This is a genomic window from Bacteroides luti, from assembly GCF_900128905.1.
GTDB classification, from domain to species: Bacteria; Bacteroidota; Bacteroidia; order Bacteroidales; family Bacteroidaceae; genus Bacteroides; species Bacteroides luti.
This window is the reverse complement of the sequence record NZ_FQTV01000002.1, coordinates 84,728-100,829: the sequence shown is the minus strand read 5'-3', so window position 1 is coordinate 100,829 and position 16,102 is coordinate 84,728. Positions and strand designations below refer to the sequence as shown.

The 16,102-nt window shown below is 36.2% G+C and carries 15 protein-coding genes and 1 pseudogene; 13 read left to right on the top strand and 3 right to left on the bottom strand.

Features of this window, described 5'->3' with window-relative positions:
- The first annotated feature begins 82 nt into the window (after positions 1-82).
- Positions 83-484 carry a hypothetical protein gene (locus BUC21_RS02250; RefSeq protein ID WP_073398902.1) on the top strand — a complete coding sequence of 134 codons (402 nt, stop codon included), beginning with the start codon at positions 83-85 and terminating at the stop codon, positions 482-484.
- A 1,088-nt stretch (positions 485-1,572) separates the two neighbouring features.
- Positions 1,573-2,283, top strand: a complete 711-nt coding sequence (locus tag BUC21_RS02245) for a tudor domain-containing protein (RefSeq protein WP_073398901.1) — start codon at positions 1,573-1,575, stop codon at positions 2,281-2,283.
- Positions 2,284-2,518: 235 nt separating this feature from the next.
- Here the strand turns inward: BUC21_RS02245 and BUC21_RS02240 are convergent, their stop codons facing one another.
- Entirely contained in the window at positions 2,519-3,562 is a 1,044-nt protein-coding gene (locus BUC21_RS02240; RefSeq protein WP_073398900.1) for a sugar kinase, read from the bottom strand.
- Positions 3,563-3,796: 234 nt separating this feature from the next.
- Here BUC21_RS02240 and BUC21_RS02235 point away from each other — a divergent pair, with 234 nt between their 5' ends.
- The 8 genes and pseudogenes from BUC21_RS02235 to BUC21_RS02200 all read left to right on the top strand — a co-directional run bounded on the left by BUC21_RS02235 (position 3,797) and on the right by BUC21_RS02200 (position 11,728).
- Positions 3,797-4,417 carry a TetR/AcrR family transcriptional regulator gene (locus tag BUC21_RS02235; RefSeq protein WP_073398899.1) on the top strand — a complete coding sequence of 207 codons (621 nt, stop codon included), beginning with the start codon at positions 3,797-3,799 and terminating at the stop codon, positions 4,415-4,417.
- 66 nt (positions 4,418-4,483) lie between these two features.
- Positions 4,484-5,749 carry a TolC family protein gene (locus BUC21_RS02230; protein ID WP_073398898.1) on the top strand — a complete coding sequence of 422 codons (1,266 nt, stop codon included), beginning with the start codon at positions 4,484-4,486 and terminating at the stop codon, positions 5,747-5,749.
- Between the two features lie 12 nt (positions 5,750-5,761).
- On the top strand, positions 5,762-6,667 hold the full coding sequence (locus BUC21_RS02225) for an HlyD family secretion protein (protein WP_073398897.1): 906 nt from the start codon (positions 5,762-5,764) through the stop codon (positions 6,665-6,667).
- Positions 6,667-7,584 carry an ABC transporter ATP-binding protein gene (locus tag BUC21_RS02220; RefSeq protein ID WP_073398896.1) on the top strand — a complete coding sequence of 306 codons (918 nt, stop codon included), beginning with the start codon at positions 6,667-6,669 and terminating at the stop codon, positions 7,582-7,584. Before BUC21_RS02225 ends, BUC21_RS02220 begins: the two co-directional genes overlap by 1 nt.
- Positions 7,585-7,615: 31 nt before the next feature.
- Positions 7,616-8,344: pseudogene (locus BUC21_RS02215) on the top strand (ABC transporter ATP-binding protein); the annotation flags it as partial.
- A gap of 4 nt (positions 8,345-8,348) precedes the next feature.
- Positions 8,349-9,455, top strand: a complete 1,107-nt coding sequence (locus tag BUC21_RS02210; RefSeq protein ID WP_073399175.1) for an ABC transporter permease — start codon at positions 8,349-8,351, stop codon at positions 9,453-9,455.
- 3 nt (positions 9,456-9,458) lie between these two features.
- Positions 9,459-10,574, top strand: a complete 1,116-nt coding sequence (locus BUC21_RS02205) for an ABC transporter permease (RefSeq protein WP_073398894.1) — start codon at positions 9,459-9,461, stop codon at positions 10,572-10,574.
- Positions 10,575-10,831: 257 nt separating this feature from the next.
- Positions 10,832-11,728: a helix-turn-helix domain-containing protein gene (locus tag BUC21_RS02200; protein ID WP_083547560.1), complete on the top strand. Its 897-nt coding sequence runs from the start codon at positions 10,832-10,834 to the stop codon at positions 11,726-11,728.
- A 155-nt stretch (positions 11,729-11,883) separates the two neighbouring features.
- Here BUC21_RS02200 and BUC21_RS02195 read toward each other — a convergent pair whose 3' ends face one another.
- Both BUC21_RS02195 and BUC21_RS02190 read right to left on the bottom strand, forming a co-directional pair.
- The gene (locus BUC21_RS02195) at positions 11,884-12,492 is read right to left on the bottom strand and encodes an aminotransferase class IV (RefSeq protein ID WP_073398892.1); all 609 of its coding nucleotides are present in this window, start codon (positions 12,490-12,492) and stop codon (positions 11,884-11,886) included.
- Entirely contained in the window at positions 12,489-13,469 is a 981-nt protein-coding gene (locus BUC21_RS02190) for an aminodeoxychorismate synthase component I (protein WP_073398891.1), read from the bottom strand. The genes BUC21_RS02195 and BUC21_RS02190 overlap by 4 nt, the downstream gene beginning before the upstream one ends.
- Positions 13,470-13,568: 99 nt before the next feature.
- Here BUC21_RS02190 and BUC21_RS02185 point away from each other — a divergent pair, with 99 nt between their 5' ends.
- From BUC21_RS02185 to BUC21_RS16685, 3 genes are all read left to right on the top strand, one after another.
- Positions 13,569-15,077 (top strand): DUF3843 family protein, encoded by a 1,509-nt coding sequence (locus tag BUC21_RS02185; RefSeq protein WP_139261203.1) that lies wholly within the window; start codon positions 13,569-13,571, stop codon positions 15,075-15,077.
- Positions 15,078-15,163: 86 nt separating this feature from the next.
- Entirely contained in the window at positions 15,164-15,784 is a 621-nt protein-coding gene (locus BUC21_RS02180; protein WP_083547559.1) for a NanQ anomerase/TabA/YiaL family protein, read from the top strand.
- Between the two features lie 24 nt (positions 15,785-15,808).
- Entirely contained in the window at positions 15,809-15,943 is a 135-nt protein-coding gene (locus BUC21_RS16685; protein ID WP_262483224.1) for a hypothetical protein, read from the top strand.
- The last annotated feature ends 159 nt before the right edge of the window (positions 15,944-16,102 follow it).

The window sequence follows — 16,102 nt, the reverse complement described above, 5'->3', positions numbered from 1 at the left end:
ACAATAACAGCGTTGATTTGTTTTTATATAAGTTCGTAGAAAATGCCATAAAAGCAGGTATAAAATTAAATAATGAATTATTATGAAAACAGGAAAAAATGTATTATTCATAACTCTTATTTTTATTTTAACATCTTGTGCTACAACGACTAAATTTCCGACATCTAGTATAGTACCAGCTGCAGAGATTGTTGCAAAAATGAAGCAAGACAAAAATAAGAATTATGCGATTGAAATTATAGCTAAAAATTTGGCAAGTCCCGACAGACTTAGTCCTCCTAAAAATAATTACAGCGTTTGGATGGTGACTGAAAAGAATGAAACAAAAAACATAGGGCAACTAATAAATAAGAATGCTAAAAAAGCCGTACTAAAAACAACAACTCCTTTTAAGGTAGTTGAAATATTTATAACAACGGAGGATCAAGGAGATGCTTCATATCCAACAGGAAATGAAATCTCCAGAGTTTCTTTTAATAAATAGCGTGTGAATTTGTAATAAAGAGGGTGCGTCAATTACCACCCCCTTTAGTGTGTGCTAACCTGATATTTTTTCGAGTCGCCACCTATACAATCACCACTTTAGATCCAAATTCAAATAAATTAAAACCATTGGTGAATAGTTAAATAAGTCCCGCCAGCTTTTTTTGAAAGCTGGCGGGACTTGATCTTTTCTGGATCGGGTTTGCAGTTTATGCTATAGCACACTCTACCTGAAAAAAAGTTTTTTTACTTAGTTTCATCTATCTGCCACCAAATTCAAATTAAATCACAGGAAATAAAGATATTAACTTGGTGGAAGATAAATATAACAGACAACCCATCTTCCACCAATATTACCATAATCAACTAATTATAAACACATTAATTAGTAGCAAATAAAATTAATCTTCTACTATAAATTTTCCAGACAAGAGAAGTAAAAAACTTCAGTATTCTTATCTATAAAGTCTATTTTAACATTGGTAAGAATAAGAAATAAGCTAAAATTAGTGGTAGAACAACTCAATTTGTAGCAGATAAACTGATTTTATTTATAACTATTTTTTATCTTCCACAAGCTCAAAGTACTATAAACAGAGAGATCTATGCAAATCTGGTGGTAGATGTAGCAGATGATTGTTTGAAAAATTATTTTAGTTAGCATTTATCACAAAATCTTAAACACAGGAAAAAGCCTAAAATAAGTCCATGTTTTGATTCAAGTCTTAGCTTTCGTTTATATTTCTCCAACCACAAATTAGAATAAAAATTATATTATTCATTAACACAAGATTAATCTTTATATACAAAATATATGATTCTTACTTTTATAATAATATATATTAATTATATTTGCAGAAAATAATAATTACAAATATATTTAAATATAAAACTCCATAAATTTAATCCATTGTCATTATTCAGAAAACATTCATAATCAATAAACTATGAATAAAAATAAAATATTTAAGAAACAAATTATACTACTTTAATATAAAAAAGTGCGACATCATTCAAGATGCTGGTTCCTCGTACTATTATATATTTCAAATCATCTCAGCAGGAACCTGAGATATAAAAATAAGAATCATGAAAAAAATCCTTTTATTACTAGTTTCATTTTTTTATTTTGTAAGCTTTACTTATGCTCAGGGCGACCTTCAGGAAGTTGTTTATTTAAAAAACGGTAGCATTATCAGAGGTATTATCATTGAACAGCAACCTAACAAGCTTATAAAAATACAAACTAACGATGGAAATGTTTTTGTATACAACATTGATGAAGTTGATAAAATTACAAAAGAGCCATATTACAACAGAAACCACAAAAAAAATAATTCGAATTTTCAATATAAAGAAACGAATGGATACAAAGGCTTTTTAGAATTAGGTTACACTTTCGGAACAGGGGATTTTGGCGAAGACGAGTTGGAAATTAATGGTACATATGGTTACCAATTCAACCCTTACTTTTTTTTAGGAGCAGGAACAGGTGTTCATTTCTACTTTGACTCAAGTAAAGTAGCCCTTCCTATATATGCTGACTTAAGAGCTAATTTTATAAAAAGTTCTATCACACCATTTGTCGGTATAAAAATTGGATATTCCCCTTTTGATCTTCAAGGTTTTTATCTTAATCCTAATGCCGGTGTAAGATTTGCTTTAGACAGTAAAACTTTAAAAGCTTTAAATATTTCAATGGGGTATTCAATGCAAAAAGTAGATGTTGATTGGGGATACTATGGTATTTCAAGAGAAACAGTTGGAGGAGTTAATTTAAAAGTAGGAATTGAGTTTTAATTGACTTATAGGCTTAGTCTCATTTTATCTTAGTTTTACCTGGGAAGATAAGCGTTTTACACTCTGCCGATTTGAGAACCAGTTCATAATATCGGCAGAGTTTTTTCATTCAAACAAAGACAGTCATTTACTTGCTAAAAAAGAAGAATGGCCTTTATAAACATTCCGTCCATAAAAGCCATTCATATTAATAAGAAGTAAGTTTATCAGTTATTCACTTACACTTTTTATTGTTTTATCGGGAAACACGCCCCGAGCCATCACCTCCCATAAGATTTTCAACCTCGGCAGTATTTACCAGGTTAAAGTCTCCGTAGATTGTATTCTTAAGACAAGAGGCCGCCATTGCAAAATCAAGTGCTTTCTGATCATCACCCGGATAGGCAACAAGACCGTAAATCATACCGCCACAGAAAGCATCTCCTACTCCAACACGGTCTACATTGTGTGTGATATCATAAATCTTAGAGCATTTCAAAGTATTATCTGAATAAACAACTCCGGCAATAGTATTATGATTGGCATTAATTGAATTACGAAGCTCAAGGAACATCTTTTTGCAACGAGGAACCTTAGCCACAACTTGTTCGCCAACAGCTCTGAAACCGTCTTCATTCAGTTGTTCATTTACAGAAATAGCCTTAAAACCAACTTTAGATATCCCAAGCACTTTTTCGTATTCAGGCTCACTTCCAAAAATCACATCGCTGTATTGCACCATAGGAAGCATTACATCATCAGGAGTCTTACCATAATTCCACAAATTTTTGCGATAATTCAAGTCACATGAAATAGTAAGTCCCATACTATCAGCCACCTTTATACCTTCCATGCACGCATCTGCAGCACCTTGTGATACAGCAGCAGCTACACCCGACCAATGAAACCATTGAGCATCTTTAAGTACTTCTTTCCAATCAATCATCCCTGGTTGAAGCGTACAAAATGATGAACCGGCACGATCATATACTACTTTTGACTGACGGGCTACAGCTCCATTTTCTAGGAAATATATACCTACCCGGTCTCCTCCTCTTGCTATACAATCTGTAGAAACATTATGTGAGCGTAACTCCTTTATGCAAGCATCGGCAATATCATTTTGAGGTAGACGAGTTACAAATTTACTATTCAAACCAAATTGAGCTAAAGAAACAGCTACATTTGCTTCACTACCACCATATGTTGCAACAAACTCTTTTGCCTGAGAGAATTTTAAATAGTTGGGAGGAGTTAAGCGTAAAAGCACTTCTCCAAATGTGACGATTTTATTTATCATAAATTTATATTTTAATTATCAAAAACACATCTTTAGATTCATTTAGACGACCAAAAGTAATTAAAACCACCGAGTAAGGCAATAATATGGCAGTATATTTTCGTTTTAATTCTAAATTATAGCAAATTAAATGTCACCGTTAAACTATGTAAAATATTAAATAAATCTTTGGTATTAATTAAAATCATATTACATTTGCCGCAATTAACAACGCTGTTAAACAAATGTGTTATTATGAAAGAGAAAGAAGACGTTAATACAGAACAGGCAATAATGGAAGCTGCTGAGAAGGAGTTTTTAGACAAAGGTTACACCCTGACTAAGACAACTGAAATTGCCAGAATAGCTGGTGTAAACCATGCTATGCTTCATTACTATTTCCGCACAAAAGACAATCTTTTCGAAAAGGTATTCCAGAAGAAAGTTGCTCTTTTAGCTAATTCGTTTATGCCAAAGGTTGAAGAAAAAATGCCATTTATTGAAAAAGTGGAATATATAGTTAAAGCTCACTTTGATTTTCTGGCATCAAACCCAAAGCTACCTTTTTTTGTTTTAAATGAGTTCCTTACCAATAAAGAAAGATTGGATAGATTTTCAACTATTGCCGGGCCTGCAATAAGAATTCTCCTTGAAAAGCTAAACTCTGAAATGGAAGAAGCAATAAAGAAAAAAGAAATTTGCGTTGTCGATCCGGTCCATCTTTTATTGGATATTGTCTCATTAAATGTTTTTGCCTTTTTGGCTCATCCGATTATTGAACGCGTTGCTGGTTCTTTTGGAAAAGAATACTATTCTTTACTGGCTGAAAAAAGGATTGAAAACGTGGAAATAATTTTGAGAAGGTTACGTCCATAATTTTTTTGCAGTTAAATTAACAGAGTTGTTAAACATATTAGTTTATCAAAATTAAAGAATATATTTATGAAAAAAGTGGCATTCATTATCACCCTTGCTTTCATTTGCTTACATGCCCCGATTTACGGACAATTATCCATTGATGATTGTTACAAGAAAGCACAGGCTAACTACCCACAGGTAAAACAGTATGGGTTGATTGAACAGTCTAAAGAGTTCAATATATCTAATGCAAACAAAGGATACCTGCCTCAAGTTTCTTTTTCTGCAAAAGCGACTTACCAGTCGGCTGTAACGAAACTTCCTATTACATTACCTAATGTAACTATTGAAGGATTAAACAAAGATCAATACCAATCGGTTGTTGAAGTTAATCAAAGTATTTGGGATGGTGGAGTTATCCGCAATCAGAAGAAAATAACCGAAGCAAGCTCTGCTGTAGATAAGCAAAAACTTGATGTAGATATGTATGCAATCAATGACAGAGTGAACCAACTTTTCTTTGGAATCCTGTTAATTGATGAGCAGATAAAGCAAAATTTGCTATTACAGGATGAACTTAAACGCAATTACAATCAAATATCTGCCTATATAACAAACGGGATTGCAAATCAGGCAGATTTGGATGCGGTTAAAGTAAATCAGCTAAGTACTGCACAGCGCAAAGTAGAATTGGATGCTACCCGAAAAGCATATAGAGAAATGCTATCGGCCTTGATTGGAGAAGAAATAAAAGAAGGAACTTCACTTGTTAAACCTTCATTCGCAGAAGAAGCTTCTTTGTCATCAACAGTAAACCGACCGGAGCTTCGACTATTCGAGGCACAAAGCAATCTATTTGAAACGCAGAAGAGCATGGTTGATGCTAAAAACCTGCCTAAACTGGGAGTATTTGTTCAGGGTGGTTATGGTAATCCGGGATTGAATATGCTGAAGAATGAATTTACTCCTTATTATGTTGCCGGTGCTCGTCTCTCGTGGAATTTTGGAAGTCTTTACACCAAGAAGAATGATAAGAAATTACTGGATAATAACTTGCAGAATGTAGCCATACAGAAAGAGACCTTCTTATTCAACACGAACCTGAAAATGACGCAGCAAAGTAATGAGATTGATAAGATAAAGCAACTGATGCGGGATGATGATGAAATTATCCGCCTGCGTACTAATATAAAAAAGGCATCGGAGGTAAAGGTTGAACACGGAACATTAAGTGTTACCGACTTGCTTCGTGATATAAATTCGGAAGATCAGGCAAAGCAGAGCAAAGTGCTTCACGAGATTCAGCTACTAATATCAATCTACAATTATAAAAACAGTACTAACAATTAAAATTCTTACAATATGAAACTCATAAAAGGTATATTATACGGCACACTTGCCACAGCATTACTATCAGCTTGTGGAGATAAAAATGGTAAATATGATGCAACAGGAACATTTGAGGCAACCGAAGTGATTGTTTCTTCTGAGGCATCGGGCAAACTTATGGATTTTAATGTTACTGAAGGCGACCAGCTTCAGCAAGGAAAAGAAGTGGGATATGTTGATACAGTACAACTTTACTTGAAAAAACTTCAGTTGCAGGCAAATACTACTACAGTAAAAAGTCGCAGACAGGATATAGGCAAACAGATTGCTGCAATTAAACAACAAATTGTAACTCAGGAACGTGAAAAGAAACGTTGGGAGAATCTAGTAAAGAGCAATGCCGGCAATCAGAAGCAGTTGGATGATATTAACTCACAAATTGCTTACCTGCAGAAACAGCTTATAGCACAAACTTCTACTTTGGAAAACAACAATGCAGGAGTAAACGGAGAGAGCTCATCACTCGAAATACAGGTTGCTCAACTGAATGATCAACTAAGTAAATGCCATATCATCAGTCCAATAAACGGTACTGTGTTAAGCAAATATGCGGAAAAAGGCGAACTGGCCACTCCAGGGAAAGCTCTTTTCAAAGTTGCAGATATAGAAAATATGTTTTTACGTGCCTACATTACTTCCGACCAACTATCTAAGATAAAGATTGGTCAGAAAGTTAAAGTGTTTGCCGATTACGGAGGCGAGAATGTAAAAGAATTCCCGGGAACAGTAACCTGGATTTCAAACAAATCGGAATTTACACCAAAAGGAATTCTAACCAAAGATGAGCGTGCTAATCTTGTTTATGCTGTAAAAGTTGCTGTGAAGAATAGCGGGGATATAAAAATTGGAATGTACGGGGAAGTTAGCTTTACAAAGTAATGGCAGCAATTGAAGTAGAGGGAATCTCTAAAAAATATGGTGAAGTAGAAGCGCTGAAGAATGTTTCATTCTCAGTTAATCCGGGAGAGATGTTCGGGCTGATTGGTCCGGATGGTTCCGGAAAGACTACAATGTTCCGCATTCTCACCACATTAATCAGACCTAACAGCGGGAATGCCACTGTTGACGGACTTGATATTGTGAAGGATTACAAGGAAATACGCAAGCGTGTGGGATATATGCCGGGACGCTTCTCTCTTTATCAGGATATGACGGTTGAAGAAAATCTGAAATTTTTCGCTACGGTATTCAATACTACGATTGAGGAGAACTACTATCTGATTAAAGATATCTATCAACAAATAGAGCCCTTTAAGGACCGTCGTGCTGGAAAACTGTCGGGAGGTATGAAACAGAAATTGGCATTAAGCTGTGCCCTGATACATAAACCAACAGTTCTTTTCCTTGACGAGCCAACCACCGGTGTGGATCCGGTTTCAAGAAAAGAGTTCTGGGAAATGCTGAAGAGACTAAAAACTCAGGGAATAACAATTCTGGTATCAACACCTTACATGGACGAGGCTGTGCTTTGCGACAGAATTGCTTTGATTCAGGATGGAAGTTTTTTGGGCATTGAAACTCCGCAGGAAATTATAGCTGATTTCAAGGAAGTTCTATGGTCGGCTAAAAGTTATAATATGTCGGGGTTGCTCAGTGAGCTCAGGGCATGTGAGGGAGTAAAAAGCTGCTTTGCTTTTGGAACGGTACATCACCTTACTGTTGATCCGTCATTAACAATCGGTGCGCTTGAAAAACAGATGCAGGATAAAGGGCACTGGGATATAGAAATCAACGAGATAACGCCAACAATCGAGGATTGTTACATGCAACTGGCTTCCAAGCCTAATGAAGTCTAAATAGAATACAAGTATGAATAAAGACAATATAGTGATTGAAACCAAGGAGCTGACTAAGCGTTTCGGCAATTTTACGGCCGTAGACCACATTAGTTTCAATGTTTTTGAAGGTGAGATCTTTGGTTTTCTCGGAGCAAACGGAGCCGGAAAAACCACAGCCATGAGAATGCTTTGCGCTTTGAGCAAGCCGACTTCAGGACATGGCAAGGTTGCAGGCTTTGATATTGGCAAAGAATCTGAATTGGTAAAACGTAACATTGGTTATATGAGCCAGAAGTTTTCTCTTTACGAAGACCTTAAAGTGTGGGAAAACATTCGTCTGTTTGCCGGAATATATGGAATGAAAGATAAAGAAATTGCCATAAAGACAGAAGAACTGCTTGCCCGATTAGGTTTCGAATCTGAAAGGAATACATTGGTAGCCAGTCTGCCGCTGGGATGGAAACAGAAACTTGCTTTTTCCGTGGCCATCTTTCACGAACCCAAAATAGTTTTTCTCGATGAACCAACTGGTGGAGTTGATCCTGCCACCCGCCGACAATTCTGGGAACTGATCTATCAGGCAGCCGACAGAGGAATTACAGTTTTCGTAACTACTCACTACATGGATGAAGCTGAATATTGCAACCGGGTATCTATTATGGTGGACGGAGTAATTGAAGCACTTGACAGTCCGGCCAATCTGAAAAAACAGTTTAATGTTCAGGAAATGGAAGAGGTATTCTATAAACTGGCACGTAAAGCAACAAGAGGAGAATAAAGCTATGAAGCAGTTTTTAGCATTTGTAAGAAAAGAATTTTATCATATATCCCGCGATAAGCGTACCATCCTTATTCTGTTGGGAATGCCTATCGTGCAGATTATTATATTCGGATTTGCCATCACAACGGAGGTAAAGAACGTACGTGTTGCTGTTTTCGATCCATCAAAAGACGAGGTTACTCAGAAGATTATTGATAAGATTGATGCCAATGAATATATGAATGTGATTGCCAGAATAGATAATCAACAAGATATTCAGACTACATTCAAAGAAGGAAAGGCCGATATAATTCTGGTCTTCGGAGATCACTTCGGAGAAAACTTCCGCCACACGGGAGATGCGTCTGTTCAGCTTATAACAGATGGAACCGACCCAAATACGGCATCTACGCTGACGGGATATGTATCCAATGTTATTTCATCGGCTCAGCAGGAATTAAGCGGGCAATATAAAGCACCATTAACAATTACTCCAAAAGTAAAATTGCTCTATAACCCGGGCATGAAGGGAGCTTATAATTTTGTCCCGGGAGTTATGGGATTGATATTAATGCTTATCTGTGCCATGATGACATCTATCTCTATTGTACGAGAGAAAGAGAGCGGTACAATGGAAGTTCTTCTGGTTTCGCCGGTTAAGCCTATCTATATCATTCTGGCAAAAGCAATTCCATATATGGTTCTTTCCGGTATAAACATCATCACAATTTTACTATTATCTGTATTTGTGCTCGATGTTCCTATTGCCGGAAGTCTGGTCTTATTGTTTGGCGTATCGTTATTGTTCATTATTGTATCACTGGCGCTCGGCCTGCTTATATCTACTATTGCAGAGACACAGGTAGCAGCTATGCTTGTTTCGGGTATGGTTTTGCTGATGCCGGTAATGCTTCTATCCGGAATGATCTACCCTACCGAGAATATGCCGGTAATGCTTCAAGTGATATCAAATATAATTCCGGCAAAATGGTATATCATTGCTGTGAAAAAGATTATGATTGAAGGACTCGATGTCTTTTTTGTTCTGAAAGAAATTGGAATTCTATCATTCATGGCCTTTGTATTACTGATTGTAAGTCTTAAGAAGTTTAACGACAGATTAGAATAGATTATGCTAAAATATTTAATAGAAAAAGAATTCAAGCAGATTAGACGGAATAGCTTTCTGCCACGATTGATAATAGGTTATCCTATTATTATGATGCTGATAATGCCATGGGCGGCTAATCTTGAGATAAAGAATATAAATCTTAGCATTGTAGATAATAATAATACTCAATGTTCCAGACAATTAATTAACAAAGCTGTATCATCTGGATATTTCCGACTGACCGATATTTCATCCTCCTACAGCGAGGCTCTTAAAAGCGTTGAGAAAGGAGAATCGGACATTATTATGGAAATTCCTGCCGATTTTGAACACAATCTCGTGAAAGAAGGAAATGCAGAATTGCTTATATCGGCAAATACGGTAAACGGCACCAAAGGAGGACTGGGAAGTAGTTATCTGGCAAATATAGTCTATGACTATACATCAGATATAAGAGATCGCATTGTACAACCCACAAAGGGAGCAACTGTAATTCCAGCCATAAAGATGGTGACTCAAAGCAGATTTAATCCTCATTTAGATTACAAGGTTTTTATGGTTCCTGCCTTAATGGTTATGGTACTTACCATTCTCTGTGGATTCCTACCGGCTTTAAATATCGTTGGCGAAAAGGAGAAAGGAACCATTGAACAGATAAATGTTACTCCGGTAAGCAAGTTTATGTTTATTCTGGCAAAGGTAATCCCCTACTGGATTATAGGATTTATTGCTCTAACATCATGTTTCGGAGTAGCAGTTGTAGTTTATGGAATAACTCCAATCGGGCAACTAAGTACTTTATATATTCTGGCATTGCTCTATCTGTTTACAATATCCGGCTTTGGTCTGGTAATATCCAACTATTCGGAAACCATGCAGCAAGCCATGTTTGTAATGTTCTTCTTCATGCTGGTGCTTATTCTGCTAAGTGGATTGTTTACTCCTATTAATAGTATGCCTCAATGGGCACAAGTAGTAACAATGTTTAATCCGCTGAAGTACTTTGTTCAGATTATGCGTGCCGTATATCTGAAAGGAAGTGGTTTTGCAGAACTTGGAGTACAGATTACAGCGTTAACTCTATTTGCTGTATTCTTCAACTCATGGGCCATTCTTAGTTACAGGAAAAAGTCGTAACGACTGCACCTGTAACTATGTTAATGAATACAATAAGTTTTATTTATTTGTAAAATACAGAAGTAATAATAAAAAGAAGCTTAAAATATCAGAAAATCTTATTTTAAAAGCTATACGCCATTCATAGTGTAAGATAAAGTCTTTGCTTTTCATTTACTCTATTTGGTCGATTTATTTTGCCGGAATGAGATAAAAGAGTGATGTTTGCGCGCAATCAAAATTAGTTCTGTTATTGATTAATTCTAAAAACAACAACAATGAGTCTAAATTGCATGACAATTCCAACAATGAGTATTTCGGGTTCTACATCAAAGATATCAACCATTGGAACTCTGAATAACGATTTTGCACTTTATCTTATTCAAGGAGATTTTCCTAAAGAAAGGTATCCAAAATCAAAAGATGCTTATGAAGTTATCATTGTTAATTCCGGAAACCTGGATATTGAAATAGATAATCAGATTCATTCGTTATCAAAATACTCTTTGGCTTATTTGCCTCCCAACAGCTCTTTCAAAATAAAGTCGACCGATACCAGATTCCGGGGATATATAATGATGTTCTCTAATGCTTTTATTGAATCACTTCAGGTTCCTTTGGCAATAAACAAAGAAAAAGCCTTCGTTAGGAAAAGTCTGTCGGATGATGCTCATTATAGCATGAACCAGACTTTTATGCTTATTAAAGACGAGATATCGAACCAGGAGCATGTATTCAGAAAAGAAAAATTATCGAATCTGGTTTCAATTTTGTTTATTGATCTGCTCAATGTATTCGTAAAGAATTCAAATATGTTTCCGGGATTATCATTTTCGGGAGAAAGTAAAAGAAGAACAAAGCTGTCGAAAGATTTTTTCAGCTTATTGAAAGAATATTCAAGAGAGCAGAGACAGGTGGGATTTTATGCAGACAAGCTATGCATTACTCCCAAATATCTGACATTTCTCTTAAAACAGTCTACCGGAAAATCGGCTAATGAATGGATTACCAATGCTGTTATTTCTGATGCAAAACATTTACTCAAGAATTCGGGCAACAGCATAAAAGAGGTATCATATACGCTCAACTTTGCCAACCAGAGTTTTTTCGGGAAATATTTCAAAAAGATGGTCGGCATTTCTCCTAAAGATTTTCAGAATAGTTGCGCTTATTAGTAAAACAGTTCATTTTGAACAGAATATAGCTAAAGAGCCGTAACTTCAATTTATTGCCCAATGCCCGACAATTTATTGGGCAATAAATAAGAAACCATTCACCAATGGATAAAATTTATTGGCGAATGGTTTTTATTTTATAGACCAATACTATTTCAACGCATAATATTGCATACAGGGACAGTAACTTTATCCTCTAAATCGAGCATAGCATTAATGAGAAAGAGTTCTTTAAAAGAGAATAAATCATCAACCGATATATCAATCGGAGTTATTTTACCCTCGGCCATAAGCCGTTGGCGGCAGGTGCCATTCAATAGATACGTCTTCGGGGTATAGTATCCGGTTCCGTCGCTCAGCACCACATTGCTGTAACTGGTATCTGTAATCTTTCCATTCTGAACAATAAGAATATCATCACATTCACCTTTTTCATGAAGAAGCCCCAGCAATGAACTTCTATCGGCATACTTTCGGGAATAATCAATATCCTTGCCATCAACCAGCTTTAAAGATGCAACTTTACGGCATGTATAATGCTGAAACTCCACTTCATCAATAGATTTGCCATACAGAATACGGCATTTCACCACACCGCGCTTCATTGGTTCGGGAATAATAATGTCCTTGAAAAACGTATCCGGTACGGAGGCTCGGAAGATGTCGTTCATGGTTTGCTTCATCCTTTGAAGATTGTATTCAGAATGAATAAACTCTCCGTTCACCACCTTAACTGTTTCTAAAAATTGCACTTGTTCACTCATAATGGCAAATATATTTTATCCAGTACTTCCTGATATTCTTCTTCCGGATTACTGTTCACAGTAATTCCTCCCCCACTCCTGAAATAATAGTTCCCGTTTTCTTTTTCAATATAACGAATCATCACGGCACTATCCAGCGTTTCGCCATCGTAATATCCAAAGACTCCGGTATAGTAACCCCGATTTATCTTTTCTGCCTTACGAATAGTATTCACCGTAGATCGTTTCGGTGCGCCGGATATTGAGCCGGCAGGGAGCATATCAAAAATTATACTTCCCAACCATTCGTGATAATTGCCGGAAAGCATACCACAAATCTCTGAGCTTGTTTGCAACAACTTCTTCTGATTTGTTTCTAACACATCAACATATCTGAATTTTCGTACCTGTACATGGTCTGCCACAATACTCAGGTCATTACGAATCAAATCAACAATCGTGTTATGTTCGCAGGTTTCCTTATAATCATTCAGCAATTGTTCCTCTGCATCGGGAAGAGAAGCATCTATTGTTCCTTTCATTGGATAAGACAATATTTCACCCGAAGATGATATCTTCACAAACGTCTCGGGAGAGAAACAAACAAATTTATCGGGAACAAGAATCTTATAAAGCGCATGACTCCGCAAATAAATATCTTCCAGAGTAAGGTTGCACTCAATAGCAGTCTTTTCTGTCAGGTTCAGCAGAAAAGAATTCCCTTTTTTCAGAGCAGAATGAACTATCTGAAATTTAGAAAAATAGTTTTCATAGCTTTCGGGCTTCTTTATCAACAAGGGAAGAACAGAGCTATTCTGCTCAGCTTCAGAGTGATTAGAATGTCCTTCCAAAGAAAAAAGCACACTATTTTGCTCCATCGGGCTCTCGAAAAAGAAACCTTTAGTCATTTCAAAATCTACACCAAAGAGAAAAGGAACCCGTTTTCTTCCGGCCTCATTCATCTTCTTGCAAACCAAATTTGCTTCATACTCAATCATAGGGTGCAAAATTATAAAAACAAAAATAAAAGATATCTATTTATCTTTCAGAATCTGATTATATTTGTAGGCTACTACAATTATTCTAAAGAAAAAGAGATGAAAGCAAACACATCAACAATTTATATGCAAGACTGGCTTGCACTGCATCCTTATAATCGCATGGCAGAAACCGATCAATATTATATTGACATTGCTAACGATATTCTGAAAATTATTAATCAGTCGGCCACCAGTTTTAGCCTGAACAGTGACATAAAACAGGCAATAAGTTGCCACCTTGCCGCTTACTTTGAAGATGTAATTTCACAGGAAGGACTTTGGAGAGCATTTATTACAAAACATAAAGAGATATATGGCAAATATCTTCCATTCTACCCTCTATCGTCTGATTATTACGAAGACGAAATTAATCTGGAAGATGTAGCTTTTCTGCTATGGCTTAATATTCAGCTATACGTAGGAAATGACAAGGAAGAGTTTATAAATCCGGAAGAGCCATCTTTAATAAAACTCGCAAAAGAAATATATAATTTGCTTGATGGTGAATTCGAAACTGCTCCGGAAAATACTTTTATGACCGATTTCTTTTCGTTTGAAAACAAAGACTATCATAAATTTCCGGCTTTTGCGAATGATGCCGAATGGCTGTTTTTTCAATCTTATCTACTTGCCCCTTGTAACGAAGAGCCTATAAATACTATTATCGATCAAGTACACAAACATTATCCTAAAGCATCTGATAAAGACAGAAACGCAATAGTGCACGATGCCGTAAACCGACTAATGTTCTCGGATCCTTGCGGGCCACTTGCATTGCAGATTAACGAATGGTTTTCTGCTATTGCCGGTTCCAATCATCCTTATAAAGATTATTTCGATCATTTCGAGTTTATTGATCGTGAAGAGTTTTATATCATCGAGAAAAGTAATTCACACATAAAGATTCGTTCCTTAGCCAATGGCCGTGAGATTGATGTAACAAAAGAGGCCATAGCCGACTCATCGGTTCTTATTCCGTGGAAAACAGTTATTACTGTGAGCTGTGCATACTACAATAATGAATGGTGGTTCTTCGGAAAATTCTCTATTCGTAAGTTGAATGACGACGAAGATATACGCCCGGCAGCTTCAGATGTGAAAGAGATAAAAGCAGTAGATCCGGTTTACACCATCTTTACCGAAGCCAGTCAAGGCGAGCCGCTAATGTACTTTTCATCTTACGATGATCTGAAAGAGTTTTTCATCAATGGATTGAAATGGGAAGACAATGATGATAACATGATGCCCGATCTAAAGGCATTCCAAAACTTTATACTCTATGCCAATCCAAAAGGAATGCTTATAGCTCCGGATATTGCCGAATATGTGAAAGACGAACGTAATCCAATGTATAATGAAGAAAAAGCTATCGAAGGAGCACTCGACTTATTTACAGTACAAGAACAATGCCCTGTGGATTTGCTGAAATATCTGGAGAACAGCGGTCGTTTACCCGATGCTCAGATAAAGAGCGAACTTGGTCAGGAACATGGAAAGAAACTGCTTCATGAGAATTGGGACTTTATAGCCCGCCTTTTCCTGGAATCATATTACAGAGAAGAATAAAAGAGCAGAATTAATATTAGTAAAATCAAGGTGCACTATTTTTTTAATTTATCTTTGTCAGCAAAATAATATTAGAAACAATAAATATGAGAAAAAGTATTTTTACCAGAATAGCAGCTATTGCAATGCTTTGTCTGGCCATGGTTTCCACAGTTTCAGCACAAACTGAATGGACTAAAAAAAGTGCTAAGAAATGGGTAAATGCAAGAGAATGGGCTAACGGTCTGGACATCGTCCCTGATAAAACTACAGACTACGTGAAATTTGCTACTCAGTACCACAAAGATAAAGCTATGTGGGAAAAGATTTTCAAATTCCTGAAAGAAAAAGATTTGGCTAACATGCCTGTAGGAAGATATGAAATTGACGGCAACCGTTGCTTTGTTAATGTATCCGATTCAAAATCTAAATCACCTGACAAAGTTCTTATCGAAGCACACAAAAAATACATTGATTTGCAGTACATGGTTAACAATGCTGAACTGATGGGATTAATCTCTTTAAAGGATGCAAAAGAAGAAGTACCTTATAATGAGAAAAAAGATAATGTTCACTACACCGGAGATAAGATTAAATATTATAAACTAACAGGCAAGAAGTTCTTCCTTCTTTTCCCGGGCGAGTTACACAAAGCTTCTATCTGGACTTCCGGAAAAGAAACTACCGGTAGAAAGATCGTTGTGAAGATTGCCTATATTGCCGACTGAGAATTTCTCAAACAATAGATAAAAATGAAAACAACACCTGAAAAACCAGCTCCTGCCGTTCCAAGAAAGAATGGCAAGAAAGTAGCGCCAACAGGAAAAAGAATTGGTAAATCCAGACCCGCAAAGGCTAATAACCAGCAAAATCGAAGAGTAAAATAACTCTTCTTGTAATAAATAAAATGAAAGCCCTCTATACTTTGAAGTATAGAGGGCTTTTTGTTATAACACTTATTATACTCTTAACTGCTGCTTTTATTTATTCTGTCCACGAAAGGTTCTATAAGCAATTACCTTATGATTTAATCTTAATCTAATTTA